We start from the raw sequence: 18,924 nt of genomic DNA, 5'->3' as shown, positions 1-18,924 counted from the left end.
CTATATCATGGTTCGCAGAAAAATATCTAACGTTCTTAGAAATAACGCCTTGTTTCTTAGAATAGTGTAAAAAGAACTACCTTAACCTCATTAATATTTACAATGAAAAAACATGCGGTGCACGCCTGCACCGCATGTTTTTTTACTCTAAAAGCCCTGCCATTTTCAATCCGTGCAAAATGCCGTCTTCTTCTACGGATTTTGTAACGTATTTGGCAGAAGCCTTCACTTTATCCAGCGCATTCCCCATCGCAAAACTGTTTTCCACATTGGTCAGCATCTCAATATCATTTAACCCGTCCCCAAATGCGAATTGACGCGCTGGTGGATAACCGAGTTTATCTATCATTTTTGAAATGCCCTGAGCTTTGGAACCGCCTTTTGGCAGAATGTCTACAGAATAAGCGTGCCATCTGATGAAATCAAAATCTTTGAACGTTTCTCTGTATTGCTTTTCTTCCCCTCTTTCACAGAATAAGAGAGATTGATAAAGTGGGCGATCTACATGATAATCGGGATCGTGAGTTGGCTCCATTCCGATTTTTAAAGTTCCGATACTTTCTTCGATAAATGCATGCTTACGTACATTCGCTTTCATATCCTCGTGATCCATGTAAACAACCGGATGCTCATTTTCCACTGCAGCAGCAGTCAGTTTCTCAAGCGCTTCAGCATTTAATGGATTTGTAAAAATCACTTCATCATTCAACACCACATATTGACCGTTATAGCTGATGAATGAGCGGATGCCCAATTCTTTTCTCAGATCCTCGTACATAAATGGTGCACGTCCTGTGGCAATTGCCACTTCATGACCAAGTTTTTGAAGCTTAAAAATTGCCTCTTTTGTTGAAGCGGGCAGTTTTTTATCATGGTTTAATAATGTACCGTCTATATCAAAGAATATAATACTTTTTTCCATTATTCATCCAACCTTTTTCATGTTTTGGTTCTGTAAAAGTTGGCTGTTGATCTCCACTTCAGGCGGATGATTTCCGCGGCCTGCCGCAGGAGTCACCGCCTTACGTTCCAATCACCAGCTGTGCAAAGGCAACAATGAACTTTAACAAAACGAATGTTTAATATCTACAGTTTAACTGAGATCGTTTCATTTCGCACAGAAAAAGCAGCTGAGTATTGATTTCTCAGCTGCCAGATCGTTTAAATCTCCATATCCCATCGTTCTTTTTGCGTTTGTTTTAATTGGTCTTCCGTTTCCTGTGGATAGACGGTTCGGAATTTGTGGTGGTCGGCAGGAATGATTTCAATCATCTTTTCGATCATATCTTCCGGATCAAATTCCTGTAACCCTTCTTCCTGTTCAATCATATCTTCTTTTCGCGTGAAGTGCTGGTCCTCGTTATACCATTTCCACTTTTCTTCCGCACTGCGTTTGTTAAAGCCTGTTGCGAATGGACCCGGGTTAATCGTTGCTACCTGGACACCAAACTCTTCAAGCTCTGCTTTCATTGTTTGAGCAATGCCTTCCAGTGCATGTTTGGTTGCCGTGTACGGTCCTACATACGGTGTCGCAGAGATTCCTGCCATTGAACTCATGAAAATAATTTTTCCGCTTCCTTTTTTAACAAGTTTCTGTGCAGCGAGCTGTGCAGATTCCAGTGTCGCAAACACATTTACTTCAAACAAGGCACGGAAACGATCCATCGGAACTTCACCAAGCGGACCGCCTTCATTGATCGCTGCGTTCGCAACAAATACGTCGAAATCATATTTGGTCATTTCAGCGAGATCGCGTTGATTTGTTATATCCATTTTAAAAACTTCTATATCTAGTCCCTGATTGTCTGCTTCTCTTAAAAGGTCAGTCTTTTGGGCCGTTAATTCTGTTGTTGCGATGACACGGTGACCTTTTTTCGCCAGGCCTAGAGCGGCACCTCTGCCAAGGCCTGTGCCTGCTCCGGTAATAAATATTGTTTTCGTCATATCAAATTTCCTCCTGCATGCTAGTCATACACCACTTCTTCCCAGTTGAAAGAAATGTAAACGTTAAGAAGAGGAAACCTTGCTTTTCATATACTTTTTAAAGGATTTAAAAGTGTCATCAAACTTGTTAAATAACCACTGAATCGCAATCCCGTGAAGGATAACACCAATGATCGAATTAATAATGACAAAAGTGTGCATCAGTGTGGATTCAATTTCATAGATCCGCCTGCCAAAGAATAGTAACTGACTGAATATAAACGTCAGAGCTTCAGTATAAGTTGTAATGACGTTTTGCATTTGCCAAATGATAAATGACTCTATTAAAAATACTGCAAGTATGATGAATAGAAAAAGTAGTTTGTAAGCATTACTAACTTTATCAATCACTGGCTGAACATAGTGTTTTGTAATTGTTTTGGTACGGAATAAATAGATGATCCTCACAATTCGGGCAGCCTGAAAAAATTGATCAAGTGGTATAATTGCGATCATTAAAAAAGGGTTCTTTTTAATAAAACCCCATTTAGAGTCAGACCTGAAAAGCCTGATAACAAAATCAATAAAAAAGATCAGCCAGACAATCCAGTTTGTAATTGAGCTGTATGGCTGGTCGCTCCACAGTGTCGTAATTGTAAAAATTACAAGAATGATCATGAAGCCTTCATATATTTTTGAAAGTATAGATGACATCAATGATTACCTTCCCCCGAAATTAACTCTATTGTCTATACTATCAAATTTAAGCTTTTCAGGGTTCGGAAAAGAGTTATTCTTTTAACGCTTACCTCTAAGTGGATAAATTAGGATAGACTTAGCGATGATGGTTATACGTTCATTCTTTGAATTCTTTGCAAAAGAACCTGATGTATGATGTGCCTGAACAGGACTTATATGTCAGTAAGGAAAGAATACCTACATTTCCAAACGGCCAATTTATTATTCAGAATGTGAGAAAGACAGCTGATCATGAGAAGAATCTTGAGGAATTGAATGATTGGATTTCCATGGTTAGACAGAACTTACAGAGAAAGAGGCCACGACTGAAGGCCTCTTTTCGTTTATTATCCCATGTTTCCCTGTTCATGTGTTTTACTTGCACGTTTATCCTGATACATTTTTTCATCAGCAGTTGTGTACATTTGATCAACAGACATGTTTTGTGAGTAGAACTCACAGCCGTAACTGAAGCTCATTTCCCGGATGATTGGATCTTCGTGCTTTTTAAGCAGATGGCCTATTTTATCGGCAATTTGATCAGGATTAACCTGGTCACCTTCATAAATGATGATAAATTCATCTCCGCCCAGCCTGGCAATCAGTCCTTTTTGATCAAAACCTTTTTTCAATACTTCCGCAAAACCAATTAATACCTGATCCCCCCGCCGGTGACCGTAATGATCATTGATTTCCTTAAAAAAATTAAGGTCTATCAGCATGATGCCAAACGGTTTGCCAGCTTCAATCAGGTGCTTCTGATAGATTTCAAAGCTGTGACGATTATAAAGTTTGGTAAGAAAGTCTTCTTCAGCGGTCGTGGATTCTAAAAATATATAAGCCACTAAAATGCCGAGCACACTTGCTGTCCAGGAAAAGTATAACTTAGAATCAAACATTTGGATTACCATACCAACAATCGGCAGAAGAAAGAATCCAATGAATATGTTCACGACATATGGACGTGTTTCTTTTCGATTTTTTATTAAAAAGTAATTCATATAGATATATAAACTTGCCAGGACGATATAATGAACATCTTTAAAATCTCCGCTACTATAGCTATTTGTAGAGGAATTTACTTGAAAATATAATGGATAGAACATATTAATCACCAGAATGAGGAATGTGAATACACTCAAATGCTGATAAAAACCTTTTTTGTATACACGCTTGGGATCTTTGAAAATGTGGTAATCAACATACGAGAGCATAAAGCCGCCAAGAACAGGACCGACAAGAAAAAGCAGAAAATTAGTGCTGTATTCCAGAAAATATGCCCCAGTAAAAAGCATACCATCAAATATCCATGTCAAAGGCTCCAATATCATCGCAATCGCACTCGTAACCATGATGATCTTAAGCAGTTTTTTACTGAAGGTTTCAATTTTAGATCTCATTTTAACAATTGTATAAAGGATGGCCAGCACGGCAAAGGCAAAAATATTAATCTGGAATTGCACTAAGTATTCCATATTCCCTCTCCTGTCCGCTATTTAATCAAATAAACCAAAAGACCCCTTTTGTTTCTTTTTTATTTAATTATCCTACTTTTTTCACCTTTGTCAAAGGAATAATTTCTCAATTAAGAATTATCAATTATTTATTAATCGTTAAAAAGCACCTGCTATAAAATGAACAGGTGCCTCAATATATATGTAAAAAAACATTTTGTGTTAATTTTGATACTGATTCAATAACTGATCCAACCGTCCCAGATGAAACGTGTACTCCAGCAGGGCGGAAGAAACGATGACTAAACGTAATTTTTTATCATGATCTTCCTGATAAAGATCGAGTACAGTATGATAAAATTCATTTCTCTTGCTTAACATATCTTCTTCTGAATGTTGATATTCTTTTATTTTTCCTTGATATTTTAAAATCAGGTACTCATGATATTTAATTAATTCTTCCACATACTGATCATATAAATGATTTATATTTTGTTCAGTCTTACTTTGAAAATAATGATTTTCTATTTTATCGAGAAGCTGCTCTCCTTCATTCAATGTCTTCATCATTTGTCTGAAGACAATAATCTCTCTGTCATTCAGTTGTTTTGCTTTTGATTTTCCAAACTTAACCCTTTCTTCATTAAACAAACCGAATTGCGACTCTAACATTTCCAGTTCTTTCTTAAAGTTCTTCGAAATTTCCTGATATGATTTTTCTGTCAGTTCATTAGATATTGCAGTACGTAAAAGTAAAGACATCTGCTGGAAAGCGGACTGGATGTTATCTGAAAAACTCTTTTTATATTCTGGTCGAAAAACAGCAAGGTTAATAAATATACCGGAAATTGTCCCTATTAAAATAACCAGGAATCTTTCAAGTGCAAAATATACATCCCCGGCCGCCCCGGAGGTCATAATCGCAGCTACGGTCACAAGCGTAATCGGAATCGTGCTTTCCATTTTAAATTTCAGGCTTAATGAAATCATGATCATAACAACGATTCCGATGGAGACTGGATTTTCACCTAAAAAGTATATAAAAAATAACGAGATGGATGCGCCAAGTGTATTTGTGATTAATTGATCGGGAAGTTGCTTCCAGGTTCTATACAATGATGGCTGTACCGCTAAAATAGCAGCAACAGCAGCAAAAACGATATTGTCTACTGCAAAAAGTTCACAAATATATACAGCAAGTATAACTGCTAATCCAGTCTTAAAAATCCGAGGTCCAAAAGTAATGGTGATTTTCCCCTTTCCACAAGCAAAAGCCCTTTTACAAATATGATTTAACTTTAAAATGCAGAAGGCGATATGTCAAAAACAAAAAGAATTTCATCTGCGATTGAAATGATAAATATTATCTGAGAAATTTCAATTGTTCAGAAACAAAGATTTACAATCCCCCAAAACGTCTGTGTCTGAAATTAAACTCATCGATTGCACGATCAAATTCATCTTCTGAAAAGTCAGGCCATAATGCATCAGAGAAATAGTATTCTGTATATGCCATTTGCCACAGGAGAAAATTACTTATCCGTTTTTCTCCTCCTGTTCTGATCAGCAGTTCAGGATCCGGCATCCCGCTTGTATAAAGATATTTTTCCAGTCCCTTTTCAGTTACCTCTTCCCCTGCCTCTTTCATCTGTCTAAAAGCGTTAAGAAGCTCCTGTCTTCCTCCATAATTCAGAGCGAAATTAAGCTGAAGCCCATCATTTTTCGCTGTCTTCCTAACAGCATGTTTCAACGCTTCACGCGTGCCATATGGAAGCCGCTCTATATCCCCCAAAATATTAATTTTAACGTTATTTCTCATTAATTCAGGAAGATATTGAAACAGAAACTTCTTTGGGAGCTGTAGAATAAATTCAACTTCCTTTTGTGGCCTTTTCCAGTTTTCTGATGAAAATGTATAAAGCGTTAAATACTTCACATTTCTTTCAGAAGCTCTTTTAACGATCCTCACTACAGTTGAAACCCCTTTCGAATGACCATCTGTCCGCGAAAGTTCTCTTTTTTCAGCCCATCTGCCGTTACCATCCATGATAATGGCAATATGTGAAATGCCTGTTAGTTGACTCATGGTTTCCAACACCTCTCAATATTAGATCTGTTAATGAGTATATTGATATTTATTATATATAATATGATTATAAATATATTTTTATTGATAATCAATAAATTTTACAGAAATAATTTTTCTTAACATGTAGACAAATCATTCAGTTGATCCACTTATTTAAATCGTACAGCCTATTTAGACATAATAAAAAAACCCCGAAAGTTAGAATTCGACTCTAACTTTCGGGGTGAATGTGAAGACTTTAATTTTTTCAGTTATGCAATTAAAGGATTGTATAAAGCGTTGTATTTGCTACTGTGATCATTGTCAGCAGCAGCGTATTAAGAAATGCTCCTACGAATACATTACCCGTTTTTCTATAGAAATAGCGGTTAAAGATCGCTGCAATTGTTAACGCTGGCACTAGACCAATCACAATGATCGAAGCCAGTGATTGACTTGGGTAGCCAGCCGTACCTGTGATAAACAATAGTCCATAGTGATAGATGAGGTATAGAGCCAATCCGCCTACAAAATGGAATATTGAGATGAGATACCCTTTAAAACCATCATACTTCACACTTGCTGTATTCATATTCACGGATAGTCCAACTACAAAGTAATAGATCAGGAACAGAGGTGCATATTTGATTAATGCAACAATATGCTGACCTTCAAATGTTTTAACTGCAAATGTCCACAGTCGGAAATCTGTTTTGAATACGGCATCAACAATAAATAGAAGCCCATAAGCAGCCGCAAATGTGATGAATGCAGTGAAAAATGCAGCAATAATCGTTTTAAAGCTTACTTTCACACCATAATTTTTAGATGTAGCCCCTTCAGGCTTTTTGGAAACGTAATGGTAGCCAACCATGATGATCAATGTCAAGATCGCAACATTAATTGCCCAGTACACGATAGGATTAACTGTTGGTGCACCAAAAAATTCTGTTGTGGCAATTAAAGTAGCCTGATTTTTCAAGAAGAAATATTGAATGGTACTTAACACAAGTATAATAATCGAACATGACTTGATGCTTCTATCAGCTTTTTTCACGATTGAATAAATGAATATAATTGCTGACAGAGCGATTAAGATCATGCTAATTTGTCTCAGTAGCCTCATTCCATAGAAGTCTCCTCCATAATATGCAGAGAAGAATATTGCAGGGAATAGCGCTCCGAAAACAACTAATAGTAAACCTGCAAGTTTCGCACCATTAGTTTTTGGTTCAGGAAGTGATGCTGGTTTACTTGTGTAGATATTCGTAAGGAACGGTAGCTTTCCTAACAATTGAATGGCTGGAATGAAGAACAAAATAAATCCAATTAAAGCGACAAATGAAAACCACTCTTTCCACATCCATGTCTGCCCATCCTGATCAATAGATACTGCCTGATCATAATCAGCAAATGCCATATCATAAAAATCAATTGCATGCGCTGTGGATGTTTTTGAAAAGTGATTCCACGGGTGTGTTTCATTCGGTTGATAGATGATTCGTTTTCCATCATCTATATCATATACGGTACCCGCTTCTGCCATTTCCGGATTTCCTAAGAACCCTTGCCCTTCTTCTGTACCAACATAGTCCTTTTTAATTACAGACTGCCCAGCCGCACTCGCTGCTGGATCAAAGAAAAACTCATCATATTCCGCTGCGATTTTCCCTGAAAACCTCGGACCATATGAATCGTTTATTTGTTCATCTGTAAATCCAAGTGTCTTCACCCATTGATAATCAGAACCCATCGTGAGTGAAGCATAAATTTTTCTTATGCCACTTTCCTGAAAGTCTGTCTCATCCAGCATAACGGCGTGAGTAGAAGAAAAACCTCCCATTGAATGACCTGTTACTGCGATAATTCCATTGCCACCATCATCTTTCAATACATAATCTTGTTCATACATGTATTGCACAGCATCATAAATCGCGTGTGGCCAGAAAGAAAAGAATGGAACTGGCTTTTCCATTGTACCTGTTGAATGACCATGATCATATTGGTCTAATGCGAGAACAACATATCCTCTTTTGGACATTTCAATTGCCTGAGCATCCTGCATTTCAGCTGAATTCAGGTAACCATGTGTTGCGATAATAGTCGGTTTTGCATCCTGATCAGCACCATCCGGTTTATATAATAGCCCTGATAGTTCGCCTCTTGGCGTATCAAAATAAATACGTGAAACATCAACATCTCCACTCGAACTGTTGAATTGAGAAGCAACGAAGCTGCCGACCAATATGAGCAATAATGAAATAATTAATAATACGACTGGTTTCTTTTTCATGATATCCTCCTTTAAGTACTTAATTTGAAATATGGACATACATCCATATAGATGCTGTTAATAAATAGTGAGTTCTGATTGTTCTAAAGCGTATGTATCATTTCACCTCCATATGTTGGTTTACTGCCTTAGAATGATAAGAATTTTCAGAACATTAAAAAAAGACACATCAAACGCCCTGGATTAATCTCCAAGGTATTCAATGTGTCTCCTGATCTCGTCACAATTTATTAACTTAAAAGCAAGTATACACATACGTGAAAGCGTTGTCAATTTGATTTAGTTATTTCTCTATAATAATGATAAGTTATTTCTAATCTGTAAATAATCTAAATCTAAAACTTCACCATAGCTCTCTGTTCGACGTTGTAACCGCCAAAGCTCCATTATTTAGCGAATTATTTACATCTTCCCTTGTACGAATTAACCCACCGGCAATTAGTGGAATCCCCGTCTCATCGGTAATTTCTTTCAAAATACCTGGCATTATTCCAGGTAACACTTCAATATAATCAGGTTTAATTTTTTTGCAGGCTTCTAAGTTATGGTCAAGTGCGTAACTATCTAATGCAAATAGACGTTGAATCCCAATGATATTATTCTTTTTTGCAATAGCAATCACATTCCCTCGAGTAGAGATGATTCCATCTACTTTCACATTATGAATCAAATATTCCAGTCCATACTCATCTACTTTTAATCCCTGAACGAGATCAGCATGCATAAACACTTTTTTCTGATGCTGCTTAGCATATTTGACGACACTTTCAACTTGCGAAAGCCGCGTTTCAAGTAAAATGATATATTCATGATCATTTTCTATGGCATGCTCAAAATCCTTCATGCTACGAACAGCTGGTATGACATCCTTTAACAAATTATCACCTCACTTGAATGATAGAAATATGAAAATAGTACTTTTGTTACATCACCTTACACTAGTATTACTTTTTTTGCAGATTTTTTCTATATTCGGTATGTTATGCCTCCAGTAAAAGTATTTCGTTTATCAAAATATACCTTCTATACGTTTTATAATCAAATCATTCTTAAAAATTTGCTTTTTTTAACAGTCGTCCGTGTTAACAGCATGTTACTTATAATCCCCAGGGGTACCCCAGTGCTCAAACTTGTTGTACAGTGGATTTGTTGAATCAAAATGAATCCATATTGGTGCACTGTCTAACGCTGGATGAGCTACAAAAAGTTTTCTATCTCCATACCTGATTGCCTCTAAAGCTAAAGGCAGCTCACGCCTGAAGATCGCATCACGTACAGCAGTCACTTCCGGGCCAAACGCTCCGTCCACATAAACGTATACGAATAGAAATGGAGAACCATGATGCATGTTCCATTCTGCAAGTACTTCATCCCTCATGACATTGATCTTGTCATAAGCAAACTGCAGACCTATTGTAAGAAAAAGGTCTGCAGTGATATCTGAGTGCGTTAATGTATACTTACGGCCTATTACCGGTTCAGTCATCGTTACACCAGATCTGAATTCAACAAATAACTGATCAGGATTGAGCTTTGTCACTATATCACCTTCCTAAAATATGCTTGCTGCACATAACATTCTATTTTTTAACTTTATGGTCCTTCACAATCATGTATGTACAATAGAATGAATTTATAAAAAAAAAGCACCCACCCTCTTTGGGTGAATGCTTAAAATATTATTGTATTTATCTCTCCAGCCACACAATACACTCAACGTGCATTGCGTGAGATCATCGCAGACATATTGATGTAATGGTGGTCAAACTGCTGACTTACATTCGCAGCAGGATTGGAGTTTGTATAATTCAAAATGATTTAAAAACCAACTCTCTCCAAATACAGTCCCTCTGAATCTGCCATACGACCTGTTTGAATTCTTTCTTTTGATTTAAGAATGCCAGGTATTGCACTAGCATCCATATCTCCTACGCCAACTTCAATTAAAGTTCCTGTAATTTTTCTTACCATGTTGTAAAGGAATCCATTGCCGCGTATTTTAATTTCGATAAATCCTGCATTTTCACTTATCTTAAGTGAGTATATTTCACGTTCCATAGACTTTTTCTTCGACTTAGCGTTGGAATAAGACGTGAAGTCGTGCTTACCTATAAAATATTGAGCAGCTTTTCTCATTTTTTCGATATCAAGCTTTTGATCCACATGCATACTGTACTTTCTCATGAAGGGATGTGTATATTGCTCGTTCCAAATCTTATACAAATAAGTCTTATCTTTAGCATTATAGCGTGAATGAAAACGATGATCCATCAACTTAACATGAGTGATGCTGATATCATGAGGAAGATATCTGTTCAGGTACTGCATCACTTCATTTTCCGTTGCATGTTTACGCATCTTAAAATTAGCGATCTGGGCAAGTGCATGTACACCTGCATCCGTTCTGCCAGACCCAATGATTTCAATCTTTTCTTCTGCCAGCTCTGTTAATACATTTTCAATCTTTGCCTGAATCGTATTGTCATTATCACCTAGTCGCTGCCAACCCTTGTAGCGGCCACCATCATACTGAATCGTTAATTTATAATTGTTCATTTCAATCTCCTGTTCTTTACTCATCTATTTCGATCTCTCTGCTGACACACTGAACGTGATCTGTGTGCTTGCTGTAGAATTTTTAAAAAACAGATGCAGATGTGTACTCACCGGCACTAACCGGTCGGTAGTTTTGGAAGAAATTCAGCTCTGCCTACGGCTTATTAAAGTTCAAAAGGATCTTACTAGAGCTAGTCCAGCATGCTTAACAGCTTCATTTCTTACAATCTGCTCTAATCAATATATGAACTAGTTCGTATCTATCATTGTCACAAATTTAATAACTGTTGTAAATGGTGCTTTAGAATAAATCTTCAATTAACAATGATTTCGTCTTAATTCGCCAGCAGTAGTGACAATTATATAATCAACCAATGACCCTCTCTATATTCATTGATCATCATGAAGTCTAATCAGCGTTAGAACGTTACGATTCTTATAAAAAGATGCCAACGATAATCGCTGTAATAAAGCTTGCAAGGGTTCCTGCCACAATTGCTTTGAAGCTTAATTTGGATACAGTTTTCTGCTGGGTGGGCTCAAGGGAACCCAGTCCGACAATCAATTGTCCAATAGAGGACAGGTTGGCGAAATTGCAAAGCGCAATGGTTAAAATGGCCACTGTCTTTGGTGAAAGATCGTCCATGATTGACGACAGCTCGCTGAATGCGACAAACTCGTTAATTGAAAGCTTGGTGCCTATAATAGAGGCAGCCTTGAATGCCTCATCCATCGGAATACCGATCAGCACCGCCAAAGGATAGAAGATATAGCCAAAAATGGTGGAAAGCTCTGTGTTCACAAGACCCAGCAGACCGTTAATCAGTGCCAGGATGCCAATAAAAGCGATTAACAGCCCCCCAATATTAATGGCGAGCTTTGTTCCGTTCATCGCACCATCTGCAATTGCTTCAAATACATTGGTATATGTGGTTTTCCCCAGTGAGATATCGCCATTTGTCTGAGATTCCTCTGTTTCAGGTTCCATCACTTTAGCAATGATGAGCGAAACGAGTGGCACACTGAAAACGGAAAGAAGCAGTAATTTCATATCTATTCCCATCAAAGAATACCCGATTAATATGGCTCCACTTGCCGAAGCGGTTCCTCCAACCATTACAGCAAAAACTTCTGAACGGGTCAGCTTGATCAGATAAGGTTTGATCAATAGCGGGGCTTCCACTAAGCCCAAAAATGAGTTGCCGATCGCATTGAACGATTCTACCTTTGTTGTACCTAAAATCCTGCCAAGTCCAATTCCAATGTATTTTACAAAAAAAGGAATTAGACGTAAATAATACAGGGCAGAAATCAGTGCCGAAATAAAAATGATCGCACCCAGGACATTAATTGCAAAAACGAACGTGATGTTAGTTCCTTCCTCATAAAAACCTCCGAAGACGAACATGATCCCTTCCGTGCTATAATCAATCACCTTCTGAACACCGAGCGCCGCATTATTAAGGATGGCTTGTCCAAAAGGAACCTTCAAAACGAACAAAACAAGTAAAAATTCAAGCACAAGACCTATAATGACTATGCGCCAATTAATCGCAGAACGCTTGCTGCTCCATAGCCATGCCAAAAACAGAACTCCCATTAAAGAAAAAACGCCATAAATAAAACTCAAAGCAAGATACCTCCCAGTGATGTGTTCACTTCAATCATTTCTTATATTTCTATATAGTCGTATGATGTCAGACCACTTTTAGGAAAAAATAAAAAGCGTATGTGACTTTCTCTCAATACAAAGAAAGCCCCATACACTTTTCATGCATAGAATGACTTTCCTTATAGTCCGGCAATTTAAGGCTGCCAGGTAGAGACTTATGGTCCATATCACCATAGTTATATAAGGAATTCATATGAAGTTTGTTTTGACACTTTATCATGAGGAAGAACTTTTACACAATATAAAATCATAAAGATTATATATTGTGAAATTTCGCACGATCAGGATGGACAAACACTCGATTTATCCAACTATTCCTTAAATGATTTCTCCGCAGTTATATTAATAGTCCAACTCGTTTAAAAGACAATGGGTTTAACCGAATTACTTATAATAACCAGGGGTACCCCAGTTCTCAAACTTGTTGTACATTGGATTTGTTGAATCAAAGTGAATCCAAATCGGTGCACTGTCTAACGCTGGATGCGCTGCAAAGAATTTTCTATCTCCATATCTGATCGCCTCTAAAGCTAAAGGCAGCTCCCGCCTGAAAATTGCATCCCGCACTGCAGTAACTGCCGGATCAAACGCTCCATCAACATAGACATATACGTATAGAAATGGAAATCCATTAGCCATTTTCCATTCCGCAAGCACTTCATCCCTCATGGAAGTAATTTTTTCAAAAGCAAACTGCAGACCAATTGTGAGAAAAAGGTCTGCAGTGATGTCGGAGTGAGTTAATGTATACTTACGGCCTATTACCGGTTCAGTAATCGTTACACCCGTGCTGAATTCAACAGTTAACTTTTCCGGATTAAGCTTTTTCGACAGATCACCCTCCTGAAATGTACTGCATTTCCTACTCATAAAATTTATGGTCCTTCACGATCATGTATGTACGAATACATGAATTTAAAAAAGCATCCACCTGGTTAAGTGAATGCTTTAAAGTTATATTATTTTATAGTGATTTACATAATAGATCATCTGGAAATACCACTATAATCTTGATCTAAATATAAGAAAACAAGCTTTTACTTTCATCCACTTCACTTTCTACTATTCTAGTTCTCTCGAAGTCTTATCCTTATAATCTTAAGCTTCGATAGGTAATAACAGCTTGATTTCGAACCTTAAAGTTCTTGTCATTTAATGCTTTTTCCAAAATTGGGATAGCTTCAATTTGATCTACCCACTGGCTATTAGCAAGTTCCTTAATTAATCTGCTCCTTACATCAAAATTATTACTCTCAATTAAGGAAAGTAATTCATCTGAAATAGGCTTTAGTTTGGAGTAATCCATACTGAATATAGCTTCCAACAATACTGAAGTTTCTTTTCCATCTTTAATCTCTATAACCAACCTCTTCATTTCTTTCGAATCAGTGGATAGAAAATATGCCAATGCTTCAAAGCCAGCCTTTTGTACATCTGAACGGGGATGCTTGGAAAAATACTTTCTATCATCTAAAGAAAAAATTTCACCTTTTTTTGATAATTTAATTAGCTCCGGTAAAGGACTTTTAGGAACAACACGACATTCTGGACAGTAGGAACCCACAACTCTTATCCCATGCCTTTCGCACAAAACTCCATTTTCATCCCAAAATGTTGCTATTTTGAATACCTCTTCCTCGTTATAACCTTCACCTATTTTTAGCATAGCTTCCGCTGCACTCTTAACTACAATTGATTTGTCGTTGTTAATACCGTTCATTAAAGAAGTAAGAATCAATTCATGGTTTCCTGCCTGAGAAAAATTAGGAAGAATCCCGTATAAATAACGCAGACCATTTGTTTGAGTTTTCTTTAAGCGTTCTAAAATAGCATAAAGTGCATTATCCTCTAAAATATATTCTGCTACTATAGTAAAGTAGAATAAGCTATTCCCTTCTGCCTCCATAAACGCCTCATAAAACGGAGCCTTCACTTCAGATGCTTCAAAGCAATTTACTAGTAAAAGAGAAGCGTTTATTGCAATTCCCTTAGATGGATAGCTTAATGACTGTATTAATAAACTTTTATCTAAAAGGAATTCCGCCTTTTGCCAGTTAGGCTCATGTTCTGTTATAACCGGAAGTTTAGAAAGCAATGATTTATTATTTTCAAGGTTATTTAACACCCACCGAGCCTCATTATAGATATCTTCTTCTCCTATTTCATGTACAAGTAACATACCTTTTATAACTTCGTCCACAGCTGAAAGCTTTACTCCTTCCACCAATGGATCCAAATCGAAAACAGGACTTTCTCCCAATTGCATACCATGATAAAGCTTGCCGATTTCAAATAGTGGTTCCCCCTCACCAAAATACCATTCTTGTCTATTAGGAATTTGCCTTAATACAGAAGCAAGCAATGCCTTCTCTCCCTCGAGCATTCTTAACGAATCCTTATGAAAATCAAATTGATTCAAACTATTTTTATGACTGGAATTTAATATTTCTAACAGGTCGTATCTGCCGATCTCTTGAAGCATTCTTGAAAACTCAATATGGAAATGCGCACTAAAACCTACTTTCCCTAGTGCCTCTATTACTTTTACTAGTTCCCCTTCATCCAAAGTCTCATTACTTATAAGTTGTTCCATAGCCAGTTCAATAACCTTATTCCATTCCAACCACCCAGTTGGGATTTTAAAATTCTCCATTGAGGTGATAGATTCCCTTGGCTTCAATGCAATTAACTTTAGAGCAGTAGTTTCATCAATTATAAATTGTCTTGTTAGAAGGGCTAATTTATATGCCACAAGATTCGTCCACTCCTGACCATGTTGTAAAAGAGGATTCACAAGGGTTAAAGTCCAGTCAGGCTCCTGTTGAGCAATACCCTCTAATGCCTCACCTGCTTCATAACTTAACATGGAAATGGATGAACTAATAGTATCAATCGCTTTCTCAGCAACTTTTTTACTTAAGTCCGAAAGAGGTGGTGATTCAGCTAAAATTGCAGCTGCAAATGCAATATCATTATATAAGTCAAGCTTATCATTCGTAATTTCCAAGATTGTTTCAACGAACAGACGAGCAGATCCCGCTCCTCCAGCTAGAAGCAATGTCTCACGCCAAATTGGAGAATGCATTCTTTCTATATAGATTTCTCGCTGTCTCTCTTCTGGCAAACTAGAAATATACTTCCCAGCCGCATACTCCCCTAAAGTTAAGTGAATAAAAGTATAACCATTTTCATATCCAACCTCAAGATGTTCTAGTACCCCAATATTTATCCAAAATTGTAAACAGTCAGTTGCTATTTCTTTAGCTTGTAAAGGTCTGACATCAAGCTCATCCTCTATAAAGCTGGATAACTTTTGCAATACCTCCTGCTTAGACCTCCCACCGTTACTATCAAGTACATTTTGAAGAATCCATCCAATCCACTCTATGGAACGAATTGCAACCTGTTCATTAAGTTTTTTATTTTTCACCCTATCCGATTGTCTGATCCATTCTTCTAGAACTCTACTATACAATTCAGCACGATACTTCCCAAAATTTTTACCTGAAATTAACAACTGAACTAAAAAGTTTAATAACAGTGGGCTTCGAGCTGCTACATTAGTCATTTTGTTATTTTCCAATTGCTGTTTGAATTTAGAGTGCATTTCTTCTACTTTCTTCTTATCATTATTTAAGGTCTGTAAAAGTTTTAAGGAGTACGTTTTAATTTCTACTTCATCTAACGGTAATATCTCAACGTGATGAAAAGTATTAAATTGGACAGACTCATATCCAACAGGACGAGTTGTTACTACCACTCGAGTATCTTTTCTACCAATTGACCACTCATATAATGATTGACTTACTCTTCTTCGTAATGGTTCACATTCGTCTAAACCATCCGCAATGAGAATGTTTGTATGTCCTATAACCGACTTTAGTAACTCTTTATCCCCAGCATATCCATCAAGTGCAACTGACCATAACGCATCCTCAAAAGACTTTCCCTGTTCCATTTCCTTTGACAACTGCGGAAGACGGACATACAATACCTTCTCACCTTTAGCTGCTAGCCTATTCACTGCTCGTCGAACAAGAGTACTTTTTCCAGAACCAGGTCCTCCAATAAGGATGACTCTTTTACCTAATTCTGTGATTTCCTGAGCACTTTTTTTAGGATTACGACGATGAGAAAGTCGTTCCCATTCATGATATTTGGCAATCTCTTTCTCTAAAGAGTCGTTAATAGTTTCATTAGGTTCATCTATGACATGTAAACTCGCCCAAGCGTGTTCAATGGAAAGAGGTATATTAACTCCTGGAACGATAAATTTTTCTGTACGCTGTTTTAACCATTGAAGATATCTGCTTATCTCCATTTCTGCAGTATTTAAGGACCTTTTATTTAATGTTTGTCCATTCTCCTGATAAAAATTCGAAATTAATTGGTAGACAGTACTATCCATATCCATTTTACATATACTAATATGCCCCTCTGACACTGCTAGGGAATTCTTAATATAAGGTGCACGGGCAGAAGCAACTGCGACCGTTTTATCCGATTGACCATATAAATTTAGCTCATGTAGATGAGCTAACTCCTCGCCTCTATAACGAACCCATTTATCAGCCAACTCCGCTAAGTCCTTACTAAATACTCTCAACGAACGAACTTGTATAGACACTGCTTTTTCTCCAAGTATAGGAGGTATAAACATATAAGGTATTGAAGCTGTAGTAGCAATAGAAGACCCCAAAAAGGGCACTGCCAAGTATACTACTCCGTTAACAGCTTCAAGAAAGTCCTTATTTCTATGTTCAACCTGCTCTGTTAGCATATTTTGAACAATAATCCCGCCCATACTGTGTGTAATAAAATAAAATACATCATAGTCATCAAGCTTAGCTTTAACTTCAGTGTATAAAAGTTTAGAAACCTCTTTAAAATGCTGTCTTTTAAATATAAAACCTGTATTATATCCGAAAGTAAAAACATCATAATGATCATACGTTTCATCTTCTGTAAACATTTCTGGTAAAGAGTTACTTCCCTTTTTAGTCCACGTCTCATAAGGGTCTCCTCGTAACCCATGGACAAAAATAATTGCTGACTTATTTCCCTCCTGCCGAACCTTAAGTAACCCTTCACGTTTCTGCCAATCCATGGGCAACTCTTTACGTTTCCATTTAATTTTCAAGAATTCCACCATCTTTTCCAATTAAGTATATGTATTTATATTTCACAACCATCTAAGAGAGCATGTAATGAGAGTTATAAGAAAAGAAATAAGAAGTCAGACTAAGCTTAGAAGAATCAAGGTTGGTCTTTTTAATATAATTTTAACAAAATTTATTAACATTAATATCATCGCTCCAATCGTTACCACGCTAAAAGCAAAACTCGCCAACCAATAATGAGTCAATTATTCTCGCAAGTACACCGCTTCGAATAGCAATTATATAATCAATTTCCTTTAAACGATCAGCAAGACCAATATTCCCCGATTGTAATTCTTCAAATCTTTTATTATTAGACGATAAGGTTCCGTTAAATTTATCGTGTCCAGCTTTAATATCTTTTTTACGTATCTTCTTTTTCTACAGCCTCAAGCTAAATTTCGAATTCATCGTAAATTATTTTTATCTCTCTGGGAATTTAATTATTTCCCCTTACTTAATATTTTTCTTGACTTTTTTTGTTGAAATTACTTACTCTTTATATCGACATCTTTCGTTATTAATAGAATTATTTAACTAAATTCGATCTTTAAATCATTAACCACTACTATTGTTATATCTACAGGAAAAAACAATAGGATAGTAAATACAAAAGTTCAATTATAATTTAAGTAGTAGGTAACGTAACTAATATAATAACAAATAGAGTCTCCTCACTAGACAACTCTTCTAATTGATCAGTGGACACTTCGCTATAATGATCCATTTTTCGCTAGTCTTGAACTATTCTGGACTGTCTTTCATGTTTACACTCTCTGTGATAATGAAAATGTCTTTTTCCTGCTATATAAACAATTTTTCATTTATGTCGATCTATCTAGCAGACCCAATAAAATTTTTCTTTAGAAATATAAAAATTATTAATATTCTCGAATAAACGCTATGTTATCTTAACAACTTCAAATAATATCAAAGTGGTAAATTTAACTCTCCTACTTCAAACATCTTCATAATATTTAAGAGCCTTTCCATATAGGAAAGGCTCTTCAGGTTGTTGAATTTCATAAGCCGTGCCGGATCATTCCTTCGCTTTCCGCGGA

13 protein-coding genes and 1 riboswitch are annotated in these 18,924 nt (G+C 36.7%); all 13 genes read right to left on the bottom strand.

Features of this window, described 5'->3' with window-relative positions:
* Positions 1 to 142: 142 nt before the first annotated feature.
* Complete coding sequence (locus E2626_RS16700) at positions 143 to 922, bottom strand: Cof-type HAD-IIB family hydrolase (RefSeq protein WP_134383271.1); 780 nt, start codon at positions 920 to 922, stop codon at positions 143 to 145.
* Between the two features lie 239 nt (positions 923 to 1,161).
* Positions 1,162 to 1,944 carry an SDR family oxidoreductase gene (locus E2626_RS16695; RefSeq protein WP_134383269.1) on the bottom strand — a complete coding sequence of 261 codons (783 nt, stop codon included), beginning with the start codon at positions 1,942 to 1,944 and terminating at the stop codon, positions 1,162 to 1,164.
* Positions 1,945 to 2,007: 63 nt separating this feature from the next.
* The gene (locus E2626_RS16690; protein WP_134383267.1) at positions 2,008 to 2,637 is read right to left on the bottom strand and encodes a transporter; all 630 of its coding nucleotides are present in this window, start codon (positions 2,635 to 2,637) and stop codon (positions 2,008 to 2,010) included.
* A 371-nt stretch (positions 2,638 to 3,008) separates the two neighbouring features.
* Entirely contained in the window at positions 3,009 to 4,136 is a 1,128-nt protein-coding gene (locus tag E2626_RS16685) for a GGDEF domain-containing protein (protein ID WP_134383265.1), read from the bottom strand.
* Between the two features lie 201 nt (positions 4,137 to 4,337).
* The gene (locus E2626_RS16680; RefSeq protein WP_279587266.1) at positions 4,338 to 5,342 is read right to left on the bottom strand and encodes an FUSC family protein; all 1,005 of its coding nucleotides are present in this window, start codon (positions 5,340 to 5,342) and stop codon (positions 4,338 to 4,340) included.
* A gap of 172 nt (positions 5,343 to 5,514) precedes the next feature.
* Positions 5,515 to 6,201, bottom strand: coding sequence for an isoprenyl transferase (locus tag E2626_RS16675; RefSeq protein ID WP_134383261.1), 687 nt, complete (start codon positions 6,199 to 6,201; stop codon positions 5,515 to 5,517).
* Positions 6,202 to 6,463: 262 nt separating this feature from the next.
* Positions 6,464 to 8,476, bottom strand: a complete 2,013-nt coding sequence (locus tag E2626_RS16670; RefSeq protein ID WP_134383259.1) for an alpha/beta fold hydrolase — start codon at positions 8,474 to 8,476, stop codon at positions 6,464 to 6,466.
* 343 nt (positions 8,477 to 8,819) lie between these two features.
* The gene (locus E2626_RS16665) at positions 8,820 to 9,353 is read right to left on the bottom strand and encodes a glycerol-3-phosphate responsive antiterminator (RefSeq protein ID WP_134383257.1); all 534 of its coding nucleotides are present in this window, start codon (positions 9,351 to 9,353) and stop codon (positions 8,820 to 8,822) included.
* A 216-nt stretch (positions 9,354 to 9,569) separates the two neighbouring features.
* Positions 9,570 to 10,016, bottom strand: a complete 447-nt coding sequence (locus E2626_RS16660) for a staygreen family protein (RefSeq protein WP_134383255.1) — start codon at positions 10,014 to 10,016, stop codon at positions 9,570 to 9,572.
* A 278-nt stretch (positions 10,017 to 10,294) separates the two neighbouring features.
* Positions 10,295 to 11,032, bottom strand: a complete 738-nt coding sequence (gene truA / locus E2626_RS16655) for a tRNA pseudouridine(38-40) synthase TruA (RefSeq protein WP_134383299.1) — start codon at positions 11,030 to 11,032, stop codon at positions 10,295 to 10,297.
* A 436-nt stretch (positions 11,033 to 11,468) separates the two neighbouring features.
* Positions 11,469 to 12,617: a NupC/NupG family nucleoside CNT transporter gene (locus E2626_RS16650; RefSeq protein ID WP_244094365.1), complete on the bottom strand. Its 1,149-nt coding sequence runs from the start codon at positions 12,615 to 12,617 to the stop codon at positions 11,469 to 11,471.
* A 189-nt stretch (positions 12,618 to 12,806) separates the two neighbouring features.
* Positions 12,807 to 12,908: riboswitch (purine riboswitch) on the bottom strand.
* Positions 12,909 to 13,088: 180 nt separating this feature from the next.
* Positions 13,089 to 13,574 (bottom strand): staygreen family protein, encoded by a 486-nt coding sequence (locus E2626_RS16645; RefSeq protein WP_134383251.1) that lies wholly within the window; start codon positions 13,572 to 13,574, stop codon positions 13,089 to 13,091.
* A 220-nt stretch (positions 13,575 to 13,794) separates the two neighbouring features.
* Positions 13,795 to 17,844, bottom strand: a complete 4,050-nt coding sequence (locus tag E2626_RS16640; protein WP_166786865.1) for an NACHT domain-containing protein — start codon at positions 17,842 to 17,844, stop codon at positions 13,795 to 13,797.
* Positions 17,845 to 18,924 lie beyond the last annotated feature (1,080 nt).

Origin of the sequence: Jeotgalibacillus salarius (genome assembly GCF_004405125.1) — a bacterium.
Lineage (GTDB): Bacteria > Bacillota > Bacilli > Bacillales > Jeotgalibacillaceae > Jeotgalibacillus > Jeotgalibacillus salarius.
This window is presented reverse-complemented; position numbering and strand designations above follow the sequence as displayed.

What these genes read in the sequence shown, in the direction of transcription:
- E2626_RS16700 (WP_134383271.1), bottom strand. Translation starts at nt 922, where the DNA reads ATGGAAAAAAGTATTATATTCTTTGATATAGACGGTACATTATTAAAC.
- E2626_RS16695 (WP_134383269.1), bottom strand. Translation starts at nt 1,944, where the DNA reads ATGACGAAAACAATATTTATTACCGGAGCAGGCACAGGCCTTGGCAGA.
- E2626_RS16690 (WP_134383267.1), bottom strand. Translation starts at nt 2,637, where the DNA reads ATGTCATCTATACTTTCAAAAATATATGAAGGCTTCATGATCATTCTT.
- E2626_RS16685 (WP_134383265.1), bottom strand. Translation starts at nt 4,136, where the DNA reads ATGGAATACTTAGTGCAATTCCAGATTAATATTTTTGCCTTTGCCGTG.
- E2626_RS16675 (WP_134383261.1), bottom strand. Translation starts at nt 6,201, where the DNA reads ATGAGTCAACTAACAGGCATTTCACATATTGCCATTATCATGGATGGT.
- E2626_RS16670 (WP_134383259.1), bottom strand. Translation starts at nt 8,476, where the DNA reads ATGAAAAAGAAACCAGTCGTATTATTAATTATTTCATTATTGCTCATA.
- truA (WP_134383299.1), bottom strand. Translation starts at nt 11,032, where the DNA reads ATGAACAATTATAAATTAACGATTCAGTATGATGGTGGCCGCTACAAG.
- E2626_RS16645 (WP_134383251.1), bottom strand. Translation starts at nt 13,574, where the DNA reads ATGAGTAGGAAATGCAGTACATTTCAGGAGGGTGATCTGTCGAAAAAG.